The following is a 19,875-nucleotide window of genomic DNA, read 5'->3' as shown; positions in this document are numbered from 1 at the left end:
GTTCCATGCCCGTCTCATTATCAACGGTTTATTGTCCCCTGTTTGTTGCTCACAATTCCGTCGCGATTTTGGCCGAGAGCAGGCAGAGCGGAATACCTCCGCCCGGATGTACGCTACCGCCCACAAAGTACAGGTTGTCGATCCGGCTCGAAAAGTTGGGGTGCCGCAGGAAAGCCGCAAACCGGTTGTTCGACGCGGTGCCGTACAGGGCGCCCTGTGCCGACGAAGTTCGGGCTTCGATGGTGCGCGGGTCCAGAATAGCCTCGCACTCGATCAGCGCCCCTACGTCAACCCCAAGATTATGGCTCAATTTCCGAATTACGTCTTGCCGGGTTTGGGCGATGATAGTGTCCCAGTCTTGCCCTTCATTGGCGGGGGCGTTGAGCAGAATAAACCAGTTTTCGCAACCCGGTGGGGCATCGTCGGGCTTGTTTTTTGAGGTAATATTGACGTACACCGTCGGGTCCTCGTAAAGCCGGTCGCGTTTGTTGAAGAGGTAATCGAACTCGGTACGGTAATCGTTGGAGAAGAAAATGTTGTGCATGTCCAGCTCCGGAAATGTCCGTCGGATACCCCAGTAAAAAATCAGGCCCGACGACGAGCGGGGTTGCCGCAACGTCCGTTCGGGGGCAGGTTGGGTAGGCATAAGTCGCCGGTAGGTGGGCGTCACGTCCATGTTGGAGACGATGCGGGAGAAGGGCAAAAGGGAGGAAGGGGACGAAAGGGGTGTAACTTTGCGGCCTTCTCCCTCTTCTCCCTTTCCTCCTCTACCTATTTTAACCCCAATCGCCCGGCCGTTCTCGACCGCAATTTCCTCAACCGGTGTGCTGAAATGAAAGTGTACACCCTGCCGTTCGGCCAGCTTCACGAGCGAGTTGGTGATACTTACCATCCCCTGTTTCGGGAAAAAAGCCCCGATGTTGTACTCCAGATGCGGAATGATGTTGAGCAGAGCCGGAGTCTGATACGGGTCTGAGCCGTTGTAGGTCGCATAGCGGTTAAACAGCTGCACGAGTTTCGGATGCTCAAAAGCCCGCTTGTTCGCGCCGTTCATGGTGCCAAATACCCCCAGCCGGGGCAGGTTGAGGTAACCGCGCAGTGCCTTGCGGTTGAGCCACGTGCCGGCCTTATGCAGCGAATCGTGCAGGAACAACCCGTCGGTAACCTCGTATTTAAAGGCGCTGTCTTTCAGGAAATCGGTGACCCGATGGGCCGGTTCGCCCAGTTTGGTTTCTACTTCCTGCGCAAACGCATCGGTATCGGCCCAAGCCGTCAGCCGGGTGCCGTCGTCCCAGAAATACCGACAGATTTCGGGCAGGCGGAGGTACTCAAAATGGTCGGCGGGGTTCTCCCCCGCGAGCCGGAACAGCTCTTCGACCAAATGGGGCAGGGTAAACAAAGACGGGCCCGCGTCGAAGCGGTACGTGCCTGAGGTTCCCTCGACATCAAATGTAGATAGCTTACCGCCGGGGTACTCGTTGGCTTCAAATACATGGACCTCATACCCTTTGACCGCCAGCCGGATAGAGGCCGCAATGCCCCCAATACCGGCGCCAATCACAGCCGCCGTTTTCATTTTCGTGCGTAATAGAACAGTGATACGGCCGGCGAGTTGAACCGCTCGCTCAGCGTGTAATACCCTTTGTTTTCCCGGTCAAAGCAAACGGCTTCGCCTTGTGGCTCAAGCCGGTAGGGGAGAGCCCGGCCGTTTTGCCGTTGCAGGGCATCGGCTACCGACTGCCCCTCGCTCCGTTTGTAATACAGAATGTTGGTGTAGGTACGGAGCAGAATTTCGGTGCCGTCGCTCGATATGCCCGCGCCCGTCACCACCGAAATCGGAATTTCGCCCAGGGCTTCGGCTACCGTAACCACGTTGATGTCCTGAGGGTACTTGAGCCGGTACAGATGCACCCGCGACTCCCGTTTCGAGACAATGTAAATATCCTTTGTTTGCGGGTCTACAAACAGAGCTTCCGCATCGCGCGGCCCATCGGGATAGCGGTAGTTGATGCGTTCCACCTGCCTAATGGGCTCGGTCAGGCTCCCCGGCTCTGGAAACCGATAAATGACCCGCGTGGGGTGCTCACCGTTGTTGTCGCCAATATCGCCGATGTACAGGTAGTTGCGGTTATTCTGTGGACCGGGGCCACTGCTCATGTCTTCCCAGTCGATATTCTGCGCATTCGGGACCGCCATCTTTCCTTTCACTTTACCGTCGTGGCCGAGGAGTGAAAGCTCGGTTGGGCTGCCGCTATCCTGATGCACCCAAAGGTTACCCGGCATGCTTCGGCTATCCACCATCCCCGATGCCTCGTCAATTTGGCCGGGTTGAATGCCCACCGCAACCGGGTCGGAGCTAAACTGAGCCGTGCTACTCGGCGATACCCCCGGCAGTTTACAGTTTGTGGCAAGTAGGACAATTCCAAGAAAGAGATACGAGCGATTCATGATCACGGGTCATATAAACAGTACGCGGAGCAAAAATGGCTCCATTCCTCAGAAAGTAACGCCGGAAAGGGGGGCAGCGGTTATAAAAAACTTTGCTGAGTGCGTATTTTTGAGGGAATTGTTAACTACATGGCTATGCTTTATTTACTTCATGAACGACGCTTGAACCGTCTGGCTATGCTCGTGGGGCTGGCGTTCCTCTCAGCCGGAACGTTGCGGGCCCAATCGTACCAGACTCCTCCAAAAGCCCTCGCTGACCTGGTCACGGTGCCGCCCACGCCGGGGGTCAGCGTATCGGGTAAATCGGAACGCCGACCGGATGACTATCTTCTTATTCTCGAACGGGCCGCCAACCCGACTATTGCCGAGCTTTCCCAACCCGAACTCCGGTTGGCGGGTTTGCGGCTCAATCCGGCCATCAACGGCCCCAGCCGGGCTACGTACCTGACCAATCTGAAGCTTAAAAAACTGCCTGCGGGTACAGAAACGGCTATTGCGGGGCTGCCATCACCCGCCCAACTGAGCAACGTACAGTGGTCGCCCGATGAAACCAAAATCGCGTTTGTCAACTCGACCGACAACCGGATGGAACTGTACGTAGCCGACGTAGCCACCGCTACGGCCCGGCGCGTAGCCGATATTGCTCTCAATGGTGTGTTGGGCAGCCCTTACCAGTGGGTGTCCGACAGCCGGAGCCTGATTGTAAAGGCCATACCGACTGGTCGCGGGGCGGCCCCTGAGGTGAGCCGTGTACCGGTAGGCCCCACCACGCAGGAAAACGTGGGTGGTCGGCGCGGACAAGCCCCGACGTATCAGGATTTGCTCAAAAGCCCGTCCGACGAGGTGCAGTTTACCTACTACGCCACCAGTCAGGTGATGCGGGTGGGCCTTGACGGCAGCACGCGGGCTATCGGGCAGCCGGGCATTATCGGTGGAGCCTCGCCCTCGCCCGATGGCCGGTACGTGATGGTGCAAACCTACCACAAGCCGTACTCGTATCTCGTGCCGATTTACCGGTTTCCGGTGCGTACTGATGTGTTTGGAGCCGATGGAGCCCTGGTGAAGACCCTCAACGACGGGCCCTTGCAGGAAAATGTGCCCTACAGCCCCGACGGTGCCCCTTCGGGCCCGCGTGAGTTTGGCTGGCGCAACGATGCCCCCGCATCGATCTACTACACTGTAGCGCAGGACAACGGCGACCCCAAGGTGAAGGCCGACATCCGCGACAAGGTGTACCTGTTGGAGGCTCCATTTGCGGGTGAGCCCAAAGAAATTTATGCGGCTGCCTACCGGTTTGAGGGATTCGAGTGGGGCAATGCCAACACGGCCCTCGCGCAGGAGCGTTGGTGGCAGAGCCGGAAAGAAATCACGAAAGTGGTAAACCCCACTACCTGGGCTGCCACTCCGCTGTTCGACCGCTCGTACGAAGATCGCTACAATAACCCCGGTACACCCGACACCCGCCGGAACGAGTATGGCCGTCAGGTACTCAACCTGTTGCCTAATAACGAAATTATGATGGTGAATGCGCAGGGAGCATCGCCCGAGGGCGACCGGCCGTTTGTGAGTGTGCTGAACCTCAATACCAAGCAAAACCGCATCGTGTGGCGCTCAGGCAACCCCGGTCCTGACGCTACTGTGTTTGAGCGGCCCATCAGTGTGCTCGATGCTGCCAAGGGACTGGTGCTGACCACCCGCGAGACACCCGACGAAAACCCGAACTACTACATTCGGAACCTGTATCCGAAAGGGAAAAAGGCCGTTGCCCTGACGCAGGTAACCACCTTCCCGCACCCGTACCCACAACTCAAGGGCGCGCAGAAACAGCAACTGCGCTACAAGCGTGCCGATGGCGTAGACCTCACCGCGACCCTGTACCTGCCCGCAGGCTACAAAAAAGAGCAGGGGCCGCTGCCTACGTTCCTGTGGGCATACCCGGCCGAATTCAAGAGCAAAGATGCCGCCGGACAGGTGTCGGGATCGCCCTACCAGTTTAACCGGATCAGCTATTGGGGCGCGGCTGCGTTTGTGACCATGGGCTATGCCATTCTGGATAATGCCAGCATTCCGATTGTGGGCGAAGGCGACAAAGAACCCAACGACACGTACGTGGAGCAACTCGTTTCAAGCGCCAAAGCGGCTATCGACGAGGGTGTTCGGCTGGGGGTTGTCGATTCGACGCGGGTTGGCGTTGGTGGCCACTCGTACGGAGCGTTTATGACGGCCAACCTGCTTACTCACAGCCGGCTATTCCGGGGTGGTATTGCCCGAAGCGGAGCCTACAACCGGACCCTGACGCCCTTTGGCTTCCAGAATGAGCAGCGTTCGTACTGGCAGGCCCCCGATGTGTATAACAAAATGTCGCCGTTTATGAACGCCGACAAAATGAAGTCGCCCCTGTTGCTGATTCATGGCGAGGCCGACAACAACACCGGTACGTACCCCATTCAGTCGGAGCGGTATTATAACGCCCTGAAAGGCTTCGGGGCCACCACGCGCCTGGTGATGCTGCCCTACGAGAGCCATGGCTACACGGCTAAGGAATCGCTGCTGCACATGCTGTCGGAAATGAACAGCTGGCTCGATGCCTACGTGAAGAATCCGAAGCCGGTCACCACCGGTCAGAAACCCGCCCGAATTGGGGGCGGGGAGTAAAACAAATGAACCTTGCCCCTTGGCCCTAAAGTCCGTACCTTTGCGGCCTGAAATGAAATAAAGAGTGAAAGAGCGAAAGAGTGCGGGCCGTCGCTCCGGCGCACCGGTTCGGCAAAGCGTGACCGACCGGACATTCGCTCTTTCACTCTTTCACTCATTCGCTCTTTAGATTATGCTCCGATCTCATACCTGTGGCGAACTTCGCCTGGCTGATGCCGCTAAAACCGTAACTCTTTCTGGCTGGGTCCAGACCATCCGCGACAAAGGAAAGGTACTCTGGATTGATCTGCGCGACCGCTACGGAATTACCCAACTGATTCTGGAAGAAGGCGTTTCGTCGGCCGAATTGTTTGTTACGGCCCGCTCACTCGGTCGCGAGTTTGTGGTGCAGGCAACCGGCGAGGTCGTGGAGCGGAAAGCCAAAAACCCTAATGTACCCACCGGTGATATTGAGGTGCGCCCCACCGCCCTGACAGTACTCAACACGGCCAATACTCCGCCGTTCAAGATCGAAGACGAAACTGACGGGGGCGACGACCTGCGGATGAAATACCGCTACCTCGACCTGCGCCGGAACCCCGTGCGCCGGAACCTCGAACTGCGGCACCGCATGGCGCAGGAAACCCGCCGGTATATGGACGAGCAGGGTTTTATCGAAGTCGAAACGCCGGTGCTCATCAAGTCGACGCCCGAAGGTGCGCGTGATTTTGTGGTGCCCAGCCGCATGAACCCGGGTGAGTTTTACGCCCTGCCCCAGTCGCCCCAAACGTTTAAGCAGCTTCTGATGGTGTCGGGCTTCGACCGGTACTTTCAGATTGTGAAGTGTTTCCGCGACGAAGACCTCCGCGCCGACCGGCAGCCTGAGTTTACCCAAATTGACTGTGAAATGTCGTTTGTGGAGCAGGAAGATATTCTGGTGATGTTTGAAGGGCTGGTGCGGCAGCTGTTTAAAACCGTGAAAGGCATTGATCTGGCCGAAGTACCCCGCATGACCTATGCCGACGCCATGCGCCTGTACGGCTCCGACAAACCCGATACCCGTTTCGGAATGCAGTTTGTAGAACTGACCGACATGGCTAAGGGAAAAGGGTTCCCGGTGTTCGACGATGCCGAACTGGTAGTAGGAATCAACGTGCCGGGCGCGGCTCAGTACACCCGCAAGCAGATCGACGAGCTGACCGAGTGGCTCAAACGCCCACAAATTGGCGCGAAAGGGCTTATTTATGCCCGTGTCAACGAGGATGGCTCGGTGAAATCGTCGGTCGATAAGTTCTTCAGCCCCGAGGATCTGGCAGGTTGGGCGACGCAGTTTGATGCCAAGCCCGGCGACCTGATTCTGGTGCTGGCGGGCGAGGCCGACAAAACCCGTAAGCAACTGAACGAGCTGCGGCTTGAGATGGGTAGCCGCTTAGGGCTGCGCAATCCCGACGATTACAAAGTGCTGTGGGTACTCGATTTCCCTTTGCTGGAATATGGCGAAGAAGAGCAGCGGTGGTTTGCCATGCACCACCCCTTCACCTCGCCCAAACCCGAGGATATTCCGCTGCTCGAAACCAACCCCGGTGCGGTGCGGGCCAATGCCTACGACATGGTCATCAACGGTACCGAAGTGGGCGGGGGGTCCATCCGGATTTTCAACAAAGAACTACAGGCCCGGATGTTCAGCCTGCTCGGCTTCTCCGACGAAGAGGCTAAAGCACAGTTTGGCTTCCTGATGGACGCGTTTGAGTTTGGGGCTCCTCCGCACGGCGGTATCGCGTTCGGTTTCGACCGGTTAACGTCGCTCTTTGGTGGTGCCGACTCGATCCGAGACTTTATTGCCTTCCCGAAAAACAACTCGGGCCGCGACGTCATGATCGACTCGCCCTCGACTATTTCGGATAAGCAACTCGACGAGTTGAAGATCAAATCGGTTGCCGAACCCAAGTAAGGAAAGGGTAGCCATTTGGCTAGTGTTTTTTGAGATGACATCTCGTTTGGAGAGATCGGGGCCGCCCGTGCGGTCATCTCTTTTTTTATCCAGGTCATCTCTTTTTTATGCGGAACCCACCTCGCAGGCACCATCATTTCAAACCATAGGGATGACATCTCTCTAAACGAGATGTCATCCCTGCCCATCACCACTTCTTGAAAATAAAGAATACGGCCACAACGATGAAAAAGAACCCGACCAGGTGGTTCCAGGCAAGCTTGTCGGTGCGGAAGACGAAAATCGTAATCAGCGTGAACACAATGAGCGACACGGCCTCCTGAATGGTTTTGAGTTCGAAAAGCGAAAAAGGGCCGCCGGTCTCGGAAGAGCCGATTCGGTTGGCCGGTACCTGAAACACGTATTCAAACAGGGCGAGGCCCCAGCTCAGCAACACGATCCCGGCGAAAGAGAGCCGGGCCAGCGCCGGAAATTGTTTCACTTGCAGGTGGCCATACCAGGCCAGCGTCATAAACACATTGGAGATTACCAGCAGGCCAATGCAGTAGATTGCTTTCATACGTATAAACAAATAGGCGTTAAGTGACCCAAAGGTACAGGTGCAAACGGGTTGGTCAGTCTACGGAATCCCCAATTTTCCAGCCTGATTAGCTTCGATTGGCCTACTTATCACCTAAACAAATGGGCGGAATCGTACAGAACCGGCCCGAATGAATGTGATTTTCGCGCCTTTGCTTTAATTTTGGCGGCCGGTCGATGAGTAGTCTGTCTTTCCGTCGACCCTTACTCGATAGCATCCAACGTCTTAGCGCAATCCGATACATAATCTGACTATGGCTGAATTAATCCGAATGCCCAAAATGAGCGACACCATGACCGAAGGCGTCATTGCGGAGTGGCACAAAAAAGTGGGCGATAAAGTGAAGTCGGGCGATGTCCTGGCCGAAGTAGAAACCGACAAGGCTACGATGGACCTCGAATCGTACGAAGAAGGTACCCTGCTGTATATCGGCGTCGAAAAAGGACAGTCGGTACCCGTTGATGGGGTGCTGGCCATAATCGGTGCCGAAGGCGAAGATTACAAAGCCCTGCTCGACGGTGGAGCCCCGGCTGCCGCTTCGGCCGGAACGCCGGACCGTCCCGAAGCTGCGCCCGCTGGCGACATTAAATCGGAGCAGGTAAACACCGATATGCCAGCCGCCAACGCGGTATCGGCCGCCCCCGCCGAAGAAGTGAACGCTTCCGTGATCCGAATGCCCAAAATGTCGGACACCATGACCGAAGGGGTGATTGTGGCCTGGCACAAAAAAGAAGGTGATACTGTGAAATCGGGCGATGTGTTGGCTGAGGTAGAAACCGATAAGGCTACCATGGACCTCGAAGCCTACGAAGAAGGCACCCTGCTGTACGTGGGCGTGAAAGAAGGTGAGTCGGTAGCGGTTGATGCCGTGATCGCGGTTGTGGGCGAAAAAGGAGCCAATTTCAAAGTACTGCTCGAGGGCGGTGCGTCGGGGAGTGCTCCGGCCACTGCGGCACCAGCTGCCCCGGCTACGGAGGCCGCACCCGCAGCGTCGGCCCCAGCGGCTGCCGCGTCGTCGGAAAACGGCCGGGTGAAAGCATCGCCCCTCGCCAAAGCCATTGCCGAAGAGCGGGGTATCGATCTCCGTCAGGTACACGGCACTGGCCCCGAAGGCCGTATTGTGAAAGCCGATGTAGAGTCGTTTGCACCCGGTAAAGCCGCCCCAGCTCCGGCTGCTGCTCCGGCACCAGCTGCCCCGGTTGCAGCATCTGCACCCGCCCCCGCTCCAGCACCGCAGGCTGCTCCGCAAGCCGCCCCGGCTCCGGCGGGCGAGTTCGAAGACTTCCCGGTCAGCCAGATGCGCAAGACAATTGCCCGTCGCCTGAGCGAGAGCATGTTTACCGCTCCGCATTTCTACCTGACCATGGAAATCAACATGGACAAGGCGATGCAACTACGCGGAACGGTCAACGCGGTAAGCCCCGTGAAGATTTCGTTCAACGATTTTGTGCTGAAAGCGGCTGCTGTGGCTCTCAAGCAACACCCCGACGTCAACTCGTCGTGGCTCGGCGACAAAATCCGCAAGTACAAGTACGTTAACATTGGTGTAGCCGTGGCTATCCCCGATGGTTTGCTGGTGCCGGTGGTACGCAACGCCGACCAGAAAACGCTGTCGACGATTGCGGCTGAGGTAAAAGACCTGGCGGGCAAGGCCAAAGACAAGAAACTTCAGCCCAAAGATTGGGAAGGCAGCACCTTCTCGATCTCGAACCTGGGTATGTTTGGTATCGAAGAGTTTACGGCGATCATTAACCCCCCCGACTCGTGCATCATGGCGATTGGAGCCATCAAAGAGTCGGTGAAGTTTGTGGATGGACAGGCTCAACCAACCAACGTGATGAAAGTAACCCTCTCGTGCGACCACCGCGTGGTAGACGGCGCTACGGGGGCGGCTTTCCTGCAAACGTTCAAGCAGTTGCTCGAAGACCCCATGCGGATGCTGGTGTAGTCGGATAATCAACCGAAAAGTAAAGTCGGCCCATGCGAACAGTTGTAAGCATGGGCCGACTTTTGTTTTTGTGAAAGTCAGAATACATTGTAGTATGAAACCAGCCACCATTTACTTCGCGCTTTTCCTTGTTCTGAGCTATTCTCTCTCTGGATTTGCCCAAACAGACTCGTTAACGTTGGGCGATACGATTTCGATGAATCGTCGGTCTTCGTTATTTGGGCCACCCCGTCAGTACGGTTACCACCACGCCACCGCACTAAACTCACAGCAGTTGGTTTCGTTTTTAGAGCGCAACGCCGACTCTGAAGGAAATCGGTTGGTCCGGCGCTATAAAACGCTGCATGCCATAACAAAGGCGATACCCTTTGTTGTGTTAGGTGGATTCACAGGGAGCATTTTACTGAATCGTGATAACCATCCGCAGGCCCGAAGTCTACTGTTAAGTAGTGCCGTACTCGCGTATGTACCGCTGTTTATACCCGTTGAAAAAAGTATGGAGCGGGCCGTGAGGCAATACAATGGCCGTTTACGGGGGCAGTTTAGTGCGTATTATCAGCCGGTTGTTGCCTTGATTCCAAGCTCAGAACGGTTGACCCTGGCTGATACTGTCTCGATAAAGGGTATTGGCATACGGCCTCGATTTACCTATCGGGGTATTCGTGTCGAACCGGCCACGAACCTCCGGACGGCCTTCGACTACCTGAACAGCGGCCGAATCAACAGTAATCTGCGCTATGTCCGAACGGCCCGCCGGGTGGCAGGGCTGGTATCAAGCCTGGCGGTGGGAGTTTTGTCGGGCTATTTTGTGGGCTATGCGCTACGTGGAGCGTCTTATCCGGTTAATCGGGCAATCGTTTATCCGGCCGCATCCGTTATTGGGGCAAGTACCCTAGCGATTTGGCATACGAACTATATTCAGGCTGGTACGATGCATGAGTACAACCTGAAAATAAAGGAGCGAGTCAATAGCAGTAGGGAGGAGTAGGAACCAACCACCCCTGAAAACTGTAATCCCATCACTATGCAACAGACAATTCATGCCACCACTGTGGTGGGGATTCGCCACAACGGACAAGTATCGCTCGGGGCCGATGGGCAGGCTACCATGGGCAATACCGTTGCCAAAAGTAATGTTCGGAAAGTGCGCTCGCTGCTTGGCGGCAAGGTGTTAGCGGGCTTTGCGGGCTCAACGGCCGACGCCTTTACCCTCATCGAACGGTTTGAAGAAAAACTCAACGGCTACGGCGGTAACCTGAAGCGGGCCGCTATTGAACTGGCCAAAGACTGGCGCACCGACCGGTACCTGCGCAAACTCGAAGCCATGCTCATTGTGGCGTCGAAAGAGGATTTGCTCATTATTTCGGGGACGGGTGATGTGATTGAGCCCGACAGCGATGTGGCCGCCATCGGCTCAGGAGGGAGTTTTGCGCAGTCGGCGGCTATAGCCCTCAAAAAGCACGCAGCTCACCTCACCGCCGAAGAAATGGTGCGCGAGAGCCTGCACATTGCGGCCGATGTGTGTATTTACACCAACCATAACCTGACGGTCGAAAAAATTGGGTAAGATGCCTGAGAAGGTCATTGCCTAAATTTTTGGGAGGCTGGCGGGCGCGGGGCCGTGCGAATCGGCTACCTTTAACCCCTCACGTGGTGTGTTGACATGAAATCGATCGGTAACCTATTCGCGGCTATCAGTCCGGACCGCCGGATTGCGTTGGCTTTCCTGGTTGCCCTATTGCTCATTGCCGCCGGGTTTGTGCTGTCGTTTTACAGCTACAGCCGGTATGGCGCCGATAGTGACCGGGTACAGGCAACGCACGAAGCCATTAACGGGCTTGAAGATGTACTGTCGTCGTTGAAAGACGTCGAAAACGGAACGCGTGGGTACCTCGCGTCCGGGGGCGACTCGCTGTACCTGGAAGCGTACATTGTGGCCCGGCGCGAACTGCCCGACGATTGGGTTCGCCTACGCAAAGCCCTGGGCGATAACCCCCGGCAGCTGGCCCGGCTCGATACGCTCGAAGCGCAGGCCCGAACCAAACTGGCCATCGATAGTCTACAGATTCGGTCCCGCACCGACCGGCGGGCCTTAAATAGCCGATTGCTCATCGCGAAGCTCAAGATGGATAACATCCGGCGGTCGGTGGCCTGGATGATTGCCGAGGAAAAAAGCCTCATGAAAGCCCGCAACGAGAAGGCCGCAGCCTCGTATCAGCAGACCATCGTCGTCATTTTTCTGCTGTCGATGCTGACGTTTCTGACCCTCATTGCGGCTTACAATTCACTCAATGAAGAACTGACCCGGCGTCAGCTAACCGAAGATCAGCTGCGGGGGTATGAAGATGAGCTACAGGCCCGAATCCGACAGCTGACTACCTCCAATGAAGAGCTGGAACGGTTCGCCTTTATTGCCTCGCACGATTTGCAGGAGCCCCTGCGCAAGATTCAGTCATTTGCGGGCCTGATTACCCAACGCGCCAGGCTGGATACCGAAACGAGCCTTTTTATGGGCAAAATCACGGGTTCGGCCGACCGAATGTCGCGCATGATCAAAGACTTGCTGGAGTTTTCGCGGGTGTCTAATCAGGCGCATAACTACCAGACGGTCGGCATGAGCGAAATTGTAGGGCGGGTACTCGACGATATGGAATTGCAGATCAAAGGGCTTGATGTTGATATTCGGGTTGATCCGTTGCCGGTGTTGCCCGTGATTCCGAGTCAGATGGAGCAGGTGTTTGCCAACCTGATCAGCAATGCGATCAAATACCGTAAACCTGATACGCGCCCGGTGGTGCGGGTCACCTGGGAGCCCGTTGACGAAGTCGATTGTGCCGACCTGACCTCGAACCGTGCGTACGTCAAAATCTCGGTTTGTGACAACGGGATTGGCTTCGATGAGAAGTATGCTGAGCGTATTTTTCAGCTGTTTGGGCGGTTGCACCCGCAAACGGCCTACGACGGTACCGGCATTGGTCTGGCTGTTTGCAAGCGGATTGTGATGGCGCATCAGGGCTACATCAGAGCCCACAGCAAGCCGGGCGAAGGGGCTACGTTTGACCTCATTCTTCCCGAAAAACTGGCCATGGCCGAAACCGACGACGAGGGTTTACTGCTTACTCCTTCTTCCCGTTCAGTTGTACCATTGCCGCCAGAATCCGCTCCAGCTGGGCCGTTAGCGCCCGGTTCTGACCCGGCGTAAACCGGTTTACCATAACCGAAAAAGTCATCAGTTCGCCATCAGCCGCCGTGAAGTAGCCTGCATAGGCCCGCACTCCCTCAATCGACCCACTCTTGGCCCGCACATTCCCCGCGGCTGCCGTGTTGCGCGCCAGGCTCCGCACCGTGCCCGACTGCCCCACCACCGGAATGGTTTCGTAGAAGGCCGGGAACGTACGTTCGGTACCCATTCGGGCCAGAATTCCCGTCATATTGTCGGCCGATAACCCGCCCACGGTGGATAGGCCGCTGCCGTCGCGCATCCGGAATCCGTCGAGGTTAACGCCTTTGCCCCGCCAGAATTTAGCCACCGTTTCCACGGCTTCGTCGGTGTTCCGAACGCCCGGATTGAGCCGCAGGGCCGCCGTTCGGAGCAGGGCTTCGGCGTAGAGGTTCACACTCTGAAAGTTGGTTTGTTGTGCCAGCTCGGTCAGCGCTGGGGAACGGTGGGTGTACAGAAGTGTACGTCGGCCCGTCGGTTTGGGCGCGGGTAATCCCGATCCGTAGGCTGCGGGCTCGTTGCCCACCCGGACACTATCTCGCCGGAGTTGCTCGGTGAGGGCGTAGGCCGCAAAATAAGCTGGGTCGGGTAGCGAGCCTTTGACGCTAAACTCCTTGCTGTCGATTGGAATTTTGCCCGTGAGCCACTGCTGATTGGCGAGCGGAGCACCGTAAATATTGACCTGATCGCCCGTGTCGGCGGCATCGGTCGATACGGTATTGTGCAAGGTCAGATAGGGCAGGGGCGGATCGGTGCGGAGCAGGGTTGCGGCCGCGCCAACGGTCTTACCCGGTCTGAAAAATACCCGGTACAAGTTCTCGTTGAGATTGAGCCCACTCAGTCCGGCCCCGTAATAATTGCCCAGATCGCCATACGGCCAGGTATCAGGTACGGGTGGGTCGTTGTAAATCGACCCGTCGCCAATTACCCGACCTTCAATTCGGCGGATGCCTGCCCGCCGAATCGCGTCGGACCAGATACCCAGCAGGGTAGGCAGGTCGGGTGAGCGCAGTGTGGCTCCACCCGAATACCGCCAGGTACCCAGCGAGGGGTCGCCCGAACCCCGTATGTACAGGTTGCCCGTGAGCGTACTGTCGCGGAGTGGCCCGTCGTATTCCAGAACGGTGGTGTACGAGTAGGTACCACCCAATACGGCCAATGCGGTAGCGGTAGTGACCAGTTTGAGCGTCGAGGCAGTCGACAGGCTCTGGCGTGAATTGTAGCCGATAAGTGGCTCGCCATCGCTCACCCGCCGAACCGAAAGGGCTACCGTGCCATGCCGGGCCACGGGCCCCTGCTGAAACTGATCGAGGAGTAACAGCAGCCGTTGGGTGTTGGTGGAGTCGGCCCCTGACTGGGCCCAAAGGGGGAATGAGCCCAGAATCAGGCTTATGGACAAAACTAACCTACAGGTCAGGTATAGTCGATGGGAGTAAGCAACTGGAAGCATGGAGGCATTAAAGCCGGGTTAGGCGATTCGGCTCTATCTTAGTAACTTTGCAAACCTGGGGTTACTGAACCCTGGAAGACAAAAATAGCGGAATTTGATACGCCCGAAGGGTGTTTTTATACATGAACGCTGGATAATGGAGATTGACTACCGGTTGGGGCAGGCCGCAATCCGGTGGGCAGTATCCAGTATCGGCGTTCTCTACGACGTTTAAACGATACACATGAAGTTATCTTTTCTGGGGGCCGCCCGGCAGGTGACGGGCAGTATGTACCTGCTGGAAGTTCAGGACGACTACCGAATCCTGATCGACTGCGGTTCGGACCTCGAACGTTCTTCCTCGAACGGGCAGGCACCTCCCACCACGCCAGCTACCAGTTTCTTTCCGTTTGAGGCCTCTGGTATTAACCTTGTTTTGCTGACCCACGCCCACGTTGACCATTCGGGCAATCTGCCTAACCTCTACCGCGAGGGGTACGAAGGGCAGATCCTGTGCACCGAACCAACGTTTGCGCTCACTGAAATTCTCCTGAAAGATGCCGCTACCATTAACCAGAAGCGCATCAACGACCTCAACGCGAGTAAGAAAAAACGGGTAAAAGACCGGCAGGCCAAGATGCAGAATGATTTGTATCTGGAACGGCAAGTGCGCGACGCTATGGAAAACGTAGTGCCTATCGCGTTTAACCGGCGGTTTCGGGTGCATGAGGGGCTCGACGTTACCTTTATCCCGGCCGGGCACCTGCTCGGGGCCGCCCATATCGTGATCAACGTATTTGAAAACGGGGAGCGGAAAAGCATCTGTTTCTCGGGCGATATTGGGCGTAAAAATTACCCGCTCCTCATTGATCCGGCTCCGGTTCCCCCGGTCGACTATCTGATTTGCGAAAGCACCTACGGCAACCGGCTCCACGAAAATACCGAGACACCGGAGGAAGCATTGGCCGACGTTATCAAGCGAACCTGCATTGATATTCCGGGTCGGCTGATTATCCCCTCGTTTAGTGTGGGCCGCACACAGGCTCTGCTGTACACGCTCAACAAGCTGTATTCGGAACATAACTTCCCGCCGATCAAGGTTTTCTCGGATAGCCCGATGGCGTACGATAGCTCGCGGGTGTACACCAAAAATATTCGCTTGCTGAACAAAGAGGCTCGCGATTTTTACGAGGAAAACGAAGCCCTGTTCGATTTTGAAAACTTCACGTTTCTGGAGTCGACTAAGGCGAGCAAGGCCGTGTCGGATTACAACGAACCCTGCATTATCATCTCGTCGTCGGGCATGGTGCAGGGCGGGCGCGTGGAGCACCACATTGCCGCCAACATTGGTAATCCGTATTGCACCATTCTGATGATCGGCTACTGTGCCGAGGGCACGCTGGGTTGGCGTTTGCTCAACGGGCAGCCAACGCTCACCATCAAAGGTAAAGAGCAGGCCGTGAATGCGCGGGTCGAGAAAATCGACGTGTTCAGCGGGCATGGCGACCAAAATGATCTGATTAACTTCGTCAAAATGCAACCGGCCGACTCGCTTCGGAAGGTGTTTCTGGTACACGGCGAGCTGTCGGGTATGGAAGCCTTCAGGGAAGCCCTCGCCGAAGTCGGTTACAATCAGGTTGAAATTCCTACCAAAGGACAAACGTATGAACTTTAAATTGGGAGAAGGGAATAGGCAGAAAGGTACAGGAGGGTTTGTGATGACTAACCCACTTCTTTCTCCCTTATCCTTTCTTCCATTCTCCTGTGTTTATGAGAACTTACCTCGATTTTGAAAAGCCCATTGCTGATCTGGAAGCGCGACTGGAAGAAACCCGAAAATTAGCCGAACGGACCGGTGTAGACGTTAGCGATGCCGTCGACATACTCGAAAAAAGCATTGATAAGCTTCAGTTCGAGATTTTTCAGAACCTGACGCGCTGGCAACGGGTTCAGTTGTCGCGCCACCCCGACCGGCCTTATACGCTCGACTATATTGAGCGCATGTGCGATCAGTTTATCGAACTCCACGGCGACCGCTCGGTGCGCGATGATCCGGCCATGGTGGGTGGATTCGGTGAAATCGGCGGACAGTCGGTGATGATCATTGGGCAGCAGAAAGGCCGGAATACCAAGCAGCGGCAGCACCGCAATTTCGGGATGCCCAACCCCGAGGGCTACCGCAAGGCGCTGCGTCTGATGCAGTTGGCTGAGAAGTTCAACAAACCCATTATTACGCTGATCGACACGCCGGGCGCTTTCCCCGGCCTTGAGGCCGAAGAGCGCGGGCAGGGTGAGGCTATTGCCCGCAACCTGCGCGAGATGATGACCCTCAAAGTGCCCGTTATCTGTATTGTTATTGGTGAAGGAGCATCGGGCGGGGCCCTCGGCATTGCCATCGGCGACCGCGTGCTGATGCTCGAAAACGCCTGGTATTCGGTAATTTCGCCCGAAAACTGCTCGACCATTCTGTGGCGGAGCTGGAACTACAAAGAGCAGGCTGCTGAAGCCATGAAGCCCACCGCCCGCGACATGAAACAGGCCGGCCTGATCGACGGTATCGTGGAGGAGCCCATCGGTGGCGCCCATACCGACCATGCCGCTATGGCCGATATTCTGAAAGCCGTCATTCTGGCTACCCTCGAAGAACTCAACGCCCTGACCCCGCAGGAGCGCATTAGTCAGCGCATCGACAAGTTCTGCAACATGGGCGTGGTGTTGGAATAAAAAAGGAAAAGGGAGAAGAGAGAAAGGGGATTGACGCGCTTGCGTCCCTTCTCCCTTTCCTCGTTTCTCCTTTTTTTTACATCATCACGACCGACCGCCCCCCGTCGATGAGGTAGGTTTGCCCGGCGGAGAAGCGGGCGTAGTCGCTTGCCAGAAATACAAACCAGCCGCCAATTTCATCGGGCGTACCTAATCGGTGCATCGGAAACTGCGCTTCGGTGCGGGCTCGTTCGGCGGCTGGGTCCGGGAAAGTATTGAACCAGGCTTCGTTGAGCCGGGTGTCGATAAATCCCGGTGCTACGCCCACCGTCCGAATAGCCGGGCTCCACTCCAGCGTCAGGCTGCGTACCAGTCCCATCAGGGCCGTTTTGGCTACATTGTACGGAAAACAGCCCGGCAGGCTGCTGTACGCATGGCACGACGCATTGACCACAATCACCCCACCGCCGGGCGCGGTTTCCAGATAGGGCTTGCAAAGCCGGGCCAGCCGCCAATGCGAGGCCAGATTCAGATTCAGGTTCATTTCCCACTCGGCCGCCGAACAGCCGTCGATTCCCGCAAATACGTTGGTGCCCGCATTCGACGCCAGAATATCAATTCGCCCGTATTGGGCAACGGTTTCGGTCACGAGCCGGGCTAAGTCGTCGGGTTGAGTAACGTCGGCCTGTACGTACAGGGGCGTCTGTCCTGATTCGCTCTGGACAATCTGGATAAATTCGCCCGCCTGCTCGATGGATTCGAGGCCGCAACCGGACACGTGGGCACCGGCGCGGGCAAACTGCCGGGCAATTCCGAGCCCGATGCCGGCCGTTGAGCCGGTCAGCAGCACCACTTTATCGGAAAGGTCGATGGTAAAAGGCATACAAAAAGGGTTGTCTGCAAATCTAACGGTATCTTTGGCTTCTGGGTTATCTGGTTGGGCGTATAGCCCCGTCCTCTTATTGATAGTATGCTGAAAAATCTGATTTTTGACCTTGGCGACGTGATTATCCCCATCGACATGGGTGCGCCAATCCGTAATTTTTCGGTGCTTGCGGGCCTGCCCGAAGCCGATGTGACCGCCCTTTGGAAACAGCACGATTTATGGCGGCAATACGAAACCGGTATGGTCGACGATGCGGCCTTCCGGCAACATGTGCGCGATTTGCTTCGGAATCAGGGGCAACCGTCGAGCGAGGAGTGGACCGACGAGGTGATCGACACCACCTGGAATTCGATCCTGCTCGACCTGCCCGTCGAGCGTGTCGACCGGCTGGAGGAGTTACGGGCATCGGGCCAGTATCGGTTGTTTTTGCTGAGCAACACCAACGCCATTCATATCCGGCAGGTCAACAAAATGCTTACTGCGCTGGGTAAGCCAACCCTCGAAGACCTCTTTGAGCGGGTGTTTTACTCGCACGACGTTCGCATGGCTAAGCCCTCGCCCGCCATTTACGAGCACGTGCTGACCCAGGCGGGGCTGGAGCCTACCGAAACGGCTTTTTACGACGACAACGCGGCCAATATCGAAGCGGCCGCCCAGTTGGGGATTGAGGCCGTGCATGTGGTACCGCCCAAAACGATCATTGATTATTTGCAGGGCCTGTAAGGGGCTGCGCCAAACTTTATCCATACATTGAATGCGTAAGTACCTGATCCACGGGGGGCTTTTCCTGGTCACGCTCATCACCACTACCTTAGCGGGTGCTGAGTGGATGTTTGGGCGGTCGTTTATTCCCACATCGTGGCTGACCGACGATCCCGCGCTGATAAAAAAAGTGATTCCCATGGGCTGGTCTGAGTTTTGGGCAGGTCTGCACTACTCGGTTCCGTTTCTGGCTATTCTGACAGTACACGAGTTTGGCCATTATTTCACGGCCAAAGCCAACCGGGTACGGGTTACCCTGCCGTACTATATTCCGCTTTGGTTTGGCAGTACGGGCATTGGCACGCTGGGAGCGTTTATCCGAATTCAGGACTATATCAACAGCCGCCGTAAATACTTTGATATTGGTATTGCGGGGCCATTGGCGGGGTTTGTGCTGGCCCTGATTGTGCTCTGGTACGGCTTTACGAACCTGCCCGACCCCTCGTATATTTTCACTATTCACCCCGAATACAAGAAGTACGGCATGTATTTCGGGCAGTACGTGTACAAAAACCTGCCCGAAGGGGGCGCTATCGGCTTTGGCGATAACCTGCTGTTCTGGTTCTTCAAAACCTACGTGGCCGACCCCGCCCGGTTGCCGCACCCCTACGAGATGATTCATTATCCGTACCTGCTGGCGGGGTATCTGGCCTTGTTTTTTACATCGCTCAACCTGATTCCGATTGGCCAGCTCGACGGGGGGCATGTGCTCTACGCCCTCATCGGGCGCGACCGGTTTCGGTGGGTGGCTCCGGTTTTGTTTGTGGGCTTCGCCTTTTATGCGGGCTTGGGCTGGTTTCGGGTCGAGGAGTTCGATGTGGTGCAGGATGGTGCGTTTTACGACAAGCTGCTCAACCTGGGGCTGTATGTGTTTTTCCTGTTTATCTGTTTCTCCCGGCTGTCGGAAAATCGGACCAATGCCTGGATTCTGGCCTTGTCGGTGGTGGTAACGCAACTGGCCCTGTCGTGGGCCGTACCAACGCTTGAGGGCTACCCCGGCTTTTTTGCGTTTATTCTGATTCTGGGCCGCTTTTTGGGCGTTTATCACCCCGAAACCGAATTGCAGGAACCCCTCGATACCAAACGAAAAGTATTGGGTTGGCTGGCTCTGATTGTGTTTGTGATCAGCTTTAGCCCCAAGCCATTTATTTTTCTCTGAGGCTTTCCAACCGGTTAAGCTGCCGGGAATCCTGTCCGTCGAAATCGTCGCTTACAAAAAAGCCCCGACGGGACGTAACAGACCAAATAGGTGGTTGTTACGCCCCGTCGGGGCTTTCTGACCAGTGAGGTTCTGGAAAATGGCGACCAGTACGA

Annotated in this window: 15 protein-coding genes; 10 read left to right on the top strand and 5 right to left on the bottom strand. The window is 56.4% G+C overall.

Annotation, left to right across the window (positions count from 1 at the left end; all coding sequences use genetic code 11):
- Positions 1–49: 49 nt before the first annotated feature.
- Positions 50–1,576 (bottom strand): 1-hydroxycarotenoid 3,4-desaturase CrtD, encoded by a 1,527-nt coding sequence (gene crtD, locus RUDLU_RS0105645; protein WP_019987383.1) that lies wholly within the window; start codon positions 1,574–1,576, stop codon positions 50–52.
- Positions 1,573–2,448, bottom strand: coding sequence for a hypothetical protein (locus RUDLU_RS0105640; RefSeq protein ID WP_019987382.1), 876 nt, complete (start codon positions 2,446–2,448; stop codon positions 1,573–1,575). The genes crtD and RUDLU_RS0105640 overlap by 4 nt, the downstream gene beginning before the upstream one ends.
- A gap of 135 nt (positions 2,449–2,583) precedes the next feature.
- Here RUDLU_RS0105640 and RUDLU_RS0105635 point away from each other — a divergent pair, with 135 nt between their 5' ends.
- Together RUDLU_RS0105635 and aspS are read left to right on the top strand one after the other, a co-directional pair.
- A complete protein-coding gene (locus RUDLU_RS0105635) occupies positions 2,584–5,103 on the top strand; it encodes a S9 family peptidase (RefSeq protein WP_044129974.1) in 2,520 nt (839 codons plus the stop codon).
- Between the two features lie 172 nt (positions 5,104–5,275).
- The gene (gene aspS / locus RUDLU_RS0105630; protein WP_019987380.1) at positions 5,276–7,033 is read left to right on the top strand and encodes an aspartate--tRNA ligase; all 1,758 of its coding nucleotides are present in this window, start codon (positions 5,276–5,278) and stop codon (positions 7,031–7,033) included.
- A 187-nt stretch (positions 7,034–7,220) separates the two neighbouring features.
- Here the strand turns inward: aspS and RUDLU_RS0105625 are convergent, their stop codons facing one another.
- Positions 7,221–7,592, bottom strand: coding sequence for a DMT family protein (locus RUDLU_RS0105625; protein WP_019987379.1), 372 nt, complete (start codon positions 7,590–7,592; stop codon positions 7,221–7,223).
- Positions 7,593–7,866: 274 nt separating this feature from the next.
- On the opposite strand from RUDLU_RS0105625, the gene RUDLU_RS0105620 reads away from it, so the two are divergent.
- The 4 genes from RUDLU_RS0105620 to RUDLU_RS0105605 all read left to right on the top strand — a co-directional run bounded on the left by RUDLU_RS0105620 (position 7,867) and on the right by RUDLU_RS0105605 (position 12,763).
- Positions 7,867–9,561 (top strand): pyruvate dehydrogenase complex dihydrolipoamide acetyltransferase, encoded by a 1,695-nt coding sequence (locus RUDLU_RS0105620; protein WP_027302791.1) that lies wholly within the window; start codon positions 7,867–7,869, stop codon positions 9,559–9,561.
- A 94-nt stretch (positions 9,562–9,655) separates the two neighbouring features.
- Complete coding sequence (locus RUDLU_RS0105615; protein ID WP_157580097.1) at positions 9,656–10,549, top strand: hypothetical protein; 894 nt, start codon at positions 9,656–9,658, stop codon at positions 10,547–10,549.
- A gap of 36 nt (positions 10,550–10,585) precedes the next feature.
- Entirely contained in the window at positions 10,586–11,128 is a 543-nt protein-coding gene (gene hslV / locus RUDLU_RS0105610) for an ATP-dependent protease subunit HslV (protein ID WP_019987376.1), read from the top strand.
- Positions 11,129–11,224: 96 nt separating this feature from the next.
- A complete protein-coding gene (locus RUDLU_RS0105605) occupies positions 11,225–12,763 on the top strand; it encodes a sensor histidine kinase (RefSeq protein ID WP_019987375.1) in 1,539 nt (512 codons plus the stop codon).
- On the opposite strand, the gene dacB is transcribed toward RUDLU_RS0105605, so the two are convergent.
- The gene (gene dacB / locus RUDLU_RS0105600) at positions 12,678–14,180 is read right to left on the bottom strand and encodes a D-alanyl-D-alanine carboxypeptidase/D-alanyl-D-alanine endopeptidase (protein WP_019987374.1); all 1,503 of its coding nucleotides are present in this window, start codon (positions 14,178–14,180) and stop codon (positions 12,678–12,680) included. The genes RUDLU_RS0105605 and dacB overlap by 86 nt on opposite strands.
- Before the next feature lie 274 nt (positions 14,181–14,454).
- On the opposite strand from dacB, the gene RUDLU_RS0105595 reads away from it, so the two are divergent.
- A complete protein-coding gene (locus RUDLU_RS0105595) occupies positions 14,455–15,885 on the top strand; it encodes an MBL fold metallo-hydrolase RNA specificity domain-containing protein (protein WP_019987373.1) in 1,431 nt (476 codons plus the stop codon).
- Between the two features lie 95 nt (positions 15,886–15,980).
- Positions 15,981–16,934, top strand: a complete 954-nt coding sequence (locus RUDLU_RS0105590) for an acetyl-CoA carboxylase carboxyltransferase subunit alpha (RefSeq protein WP_019987372.1) — start codon at positions 15,981–15,983, stop codon at positions 16,932–16,934.
- Between the two features lie 76 nt (positions 16,935–17,010).
- On the opposite strand, the gene RUDLU_RS0105585 is transcribed toward RUDLU_RS0105590, so the two are convergent.
- Positions 17,011–17,796, bottom strand: a complete 786-nt coding sequence (locus RUDLU_RS0105585; RefSeq protein ID WP_019987371.1) for an SDR family oxidoreductase — start codon at positions 17,794–17,796, stop codon at positions 17,011–17,013.
- Positions 17,797–17,883: 87 nt separating this feature from the next.
- Between RUDLU_RS0105585 and RUDLU_RS0105580 the strand changes: the two genes are divergently transcribed.
- Together RUDLU_RS0105580 and RUDLU_RS0105575 are read left to right on the top strand one after the other, a co-directional pair.
- The gene (locus RUDLU_RS0105580) at positions 17,884–18,522 is read left to right on the top strand and encodes an HAD family hydrolase (RefSeq protein ID WP_019987370.1); all 639 of its coding nucleotides are present in this window, start codon (positions 17,884–17,886) and stop codon (positions 18,520–18,522) included.
- Positions 18,523–18,553: 31 nt separating this feature from the next.
- Complete coding sequence (locus RUDLU_RS0105575; RefSeq protein WP_019987369.1) at positions 18,554–19,720, top strand: site-2 protease family protein; 1,167 nt, start codon at positions 18,554–18,556, stop codon at positions 19,718–19,720.
- Positions 19,721–19,875: the final 155 nt, after the last annotated feature.

This window comes from Rudanella lutea DSM 19387 (assembly GCF_000383955.1).
Classification (GTDB): Bacteria; Bacteroidota; Bacteroidia; order Cytophagales; family Spirosomataceae; genus Rudanella; species Rudanella lutea.
Note: the sequence above shows the minus strand (reverse complement) of the source record. Positions and strands in the feature narration are given on the sequence as shown.

Bases quoted from the DNA above. Each gene is read 5' to 3' on its own strand.
- RUDLU_RS0105615 (WP_157580097.1), top strand. From the start codon at position 9,656: ATGAAACCAGCCACCATTTACTTCGCGCTTTTCCTTGTTCTGAGCTAT.
- crtD (WP_019987383.1), bottom strand. From the start codon at position 1,576: ATGAAAACGGCGGCTGTGATTGGCGCCGGTATTGGGGGCATTGCGGCC.
- RUDLU_RS0105585 (WP_019987371.1), bottom strand. From the start codon at position 17,796: ATGCCTTTTACCATCGACCTTTCCGATAAAGTGGTGCTGCTGACCGGC.
- RUDLU_RS0105625 (WP_019987379.1), bottom strand. From the start codon at position 7,592: ATGAAAGCAATCTACTGCATTGGCCTGCTGGTAATCTCCAATGTGTTT.
- RUDLU_RS0105640 (WP_019987382.1), bottom strand. From the start codon at position 2,448: ATGAATCGCTCGTATCTCTTTCTTGGAATTGTCCTACTTGCCACAAAC.
- RUDLU_RS0105595 (WP_019987373.1), top strand. From the start codon at position 14,455: ATGAAGTTATCTTTTCTGGGGGCCGCCCGGCAGGTGACGGGCAGTATG.
- RUDLU_RS0105635 (WP_044129974.1), top strand. From the start codon at position 2,584: ATGCTTTATTTACTTCATGAACGACGCTTGAACCGTCTGGCTATGCTC.
- aspS (WP_019987380.1), top strand. From the start codon at position 5,276: ATGCTCCGATCTCATACCTGTGGCGAACTTCGCCTGGCTGATGCCGCT.
- RUDLU_RS0105590 (WP_019987372.1), top strand. From the start codon at position 15,981: ATGAGAACTTACCTCGATTTTGAAAAGCCCATTGCTGATCTGGAAGCG.
- RUDLU_RS0105605 (WP_019987375.1), top strand. From the start codon at position 11,225: ATGAAATCGATCGGTAACCTATTCGCGGCTATCAGTCCGGACCGCCGG.
- RUDLU_RS0105575 (WP_019987369.1), top strand. From the start codon at position 18,554: ATGCGTAAGTACCTGATCCACGGGGGGCTTTTCCTGGTCACGCTCATC.
- hslV (WP_019987376.1), top strand. From the start codon at position 10,586: ATGCAACAGACAATTCATGCCACCACTGTGGTGGGGATTCGCCACAAC.
- RUDLU_RS0105620 (WP_027302791.1), top strand. From the start codon at position 7,867: ATGGCTGAATTAATCCGAATGCCCAAAATGAGCGACACCATGACCGAA.
- RUDLU_RS0105580 (WP_019987370.1), top strand. From the start codon at position 17,884: ATGCTGAAAAATCTGATTTTTGACCTTGGCGACGTGATTATCCCCATC.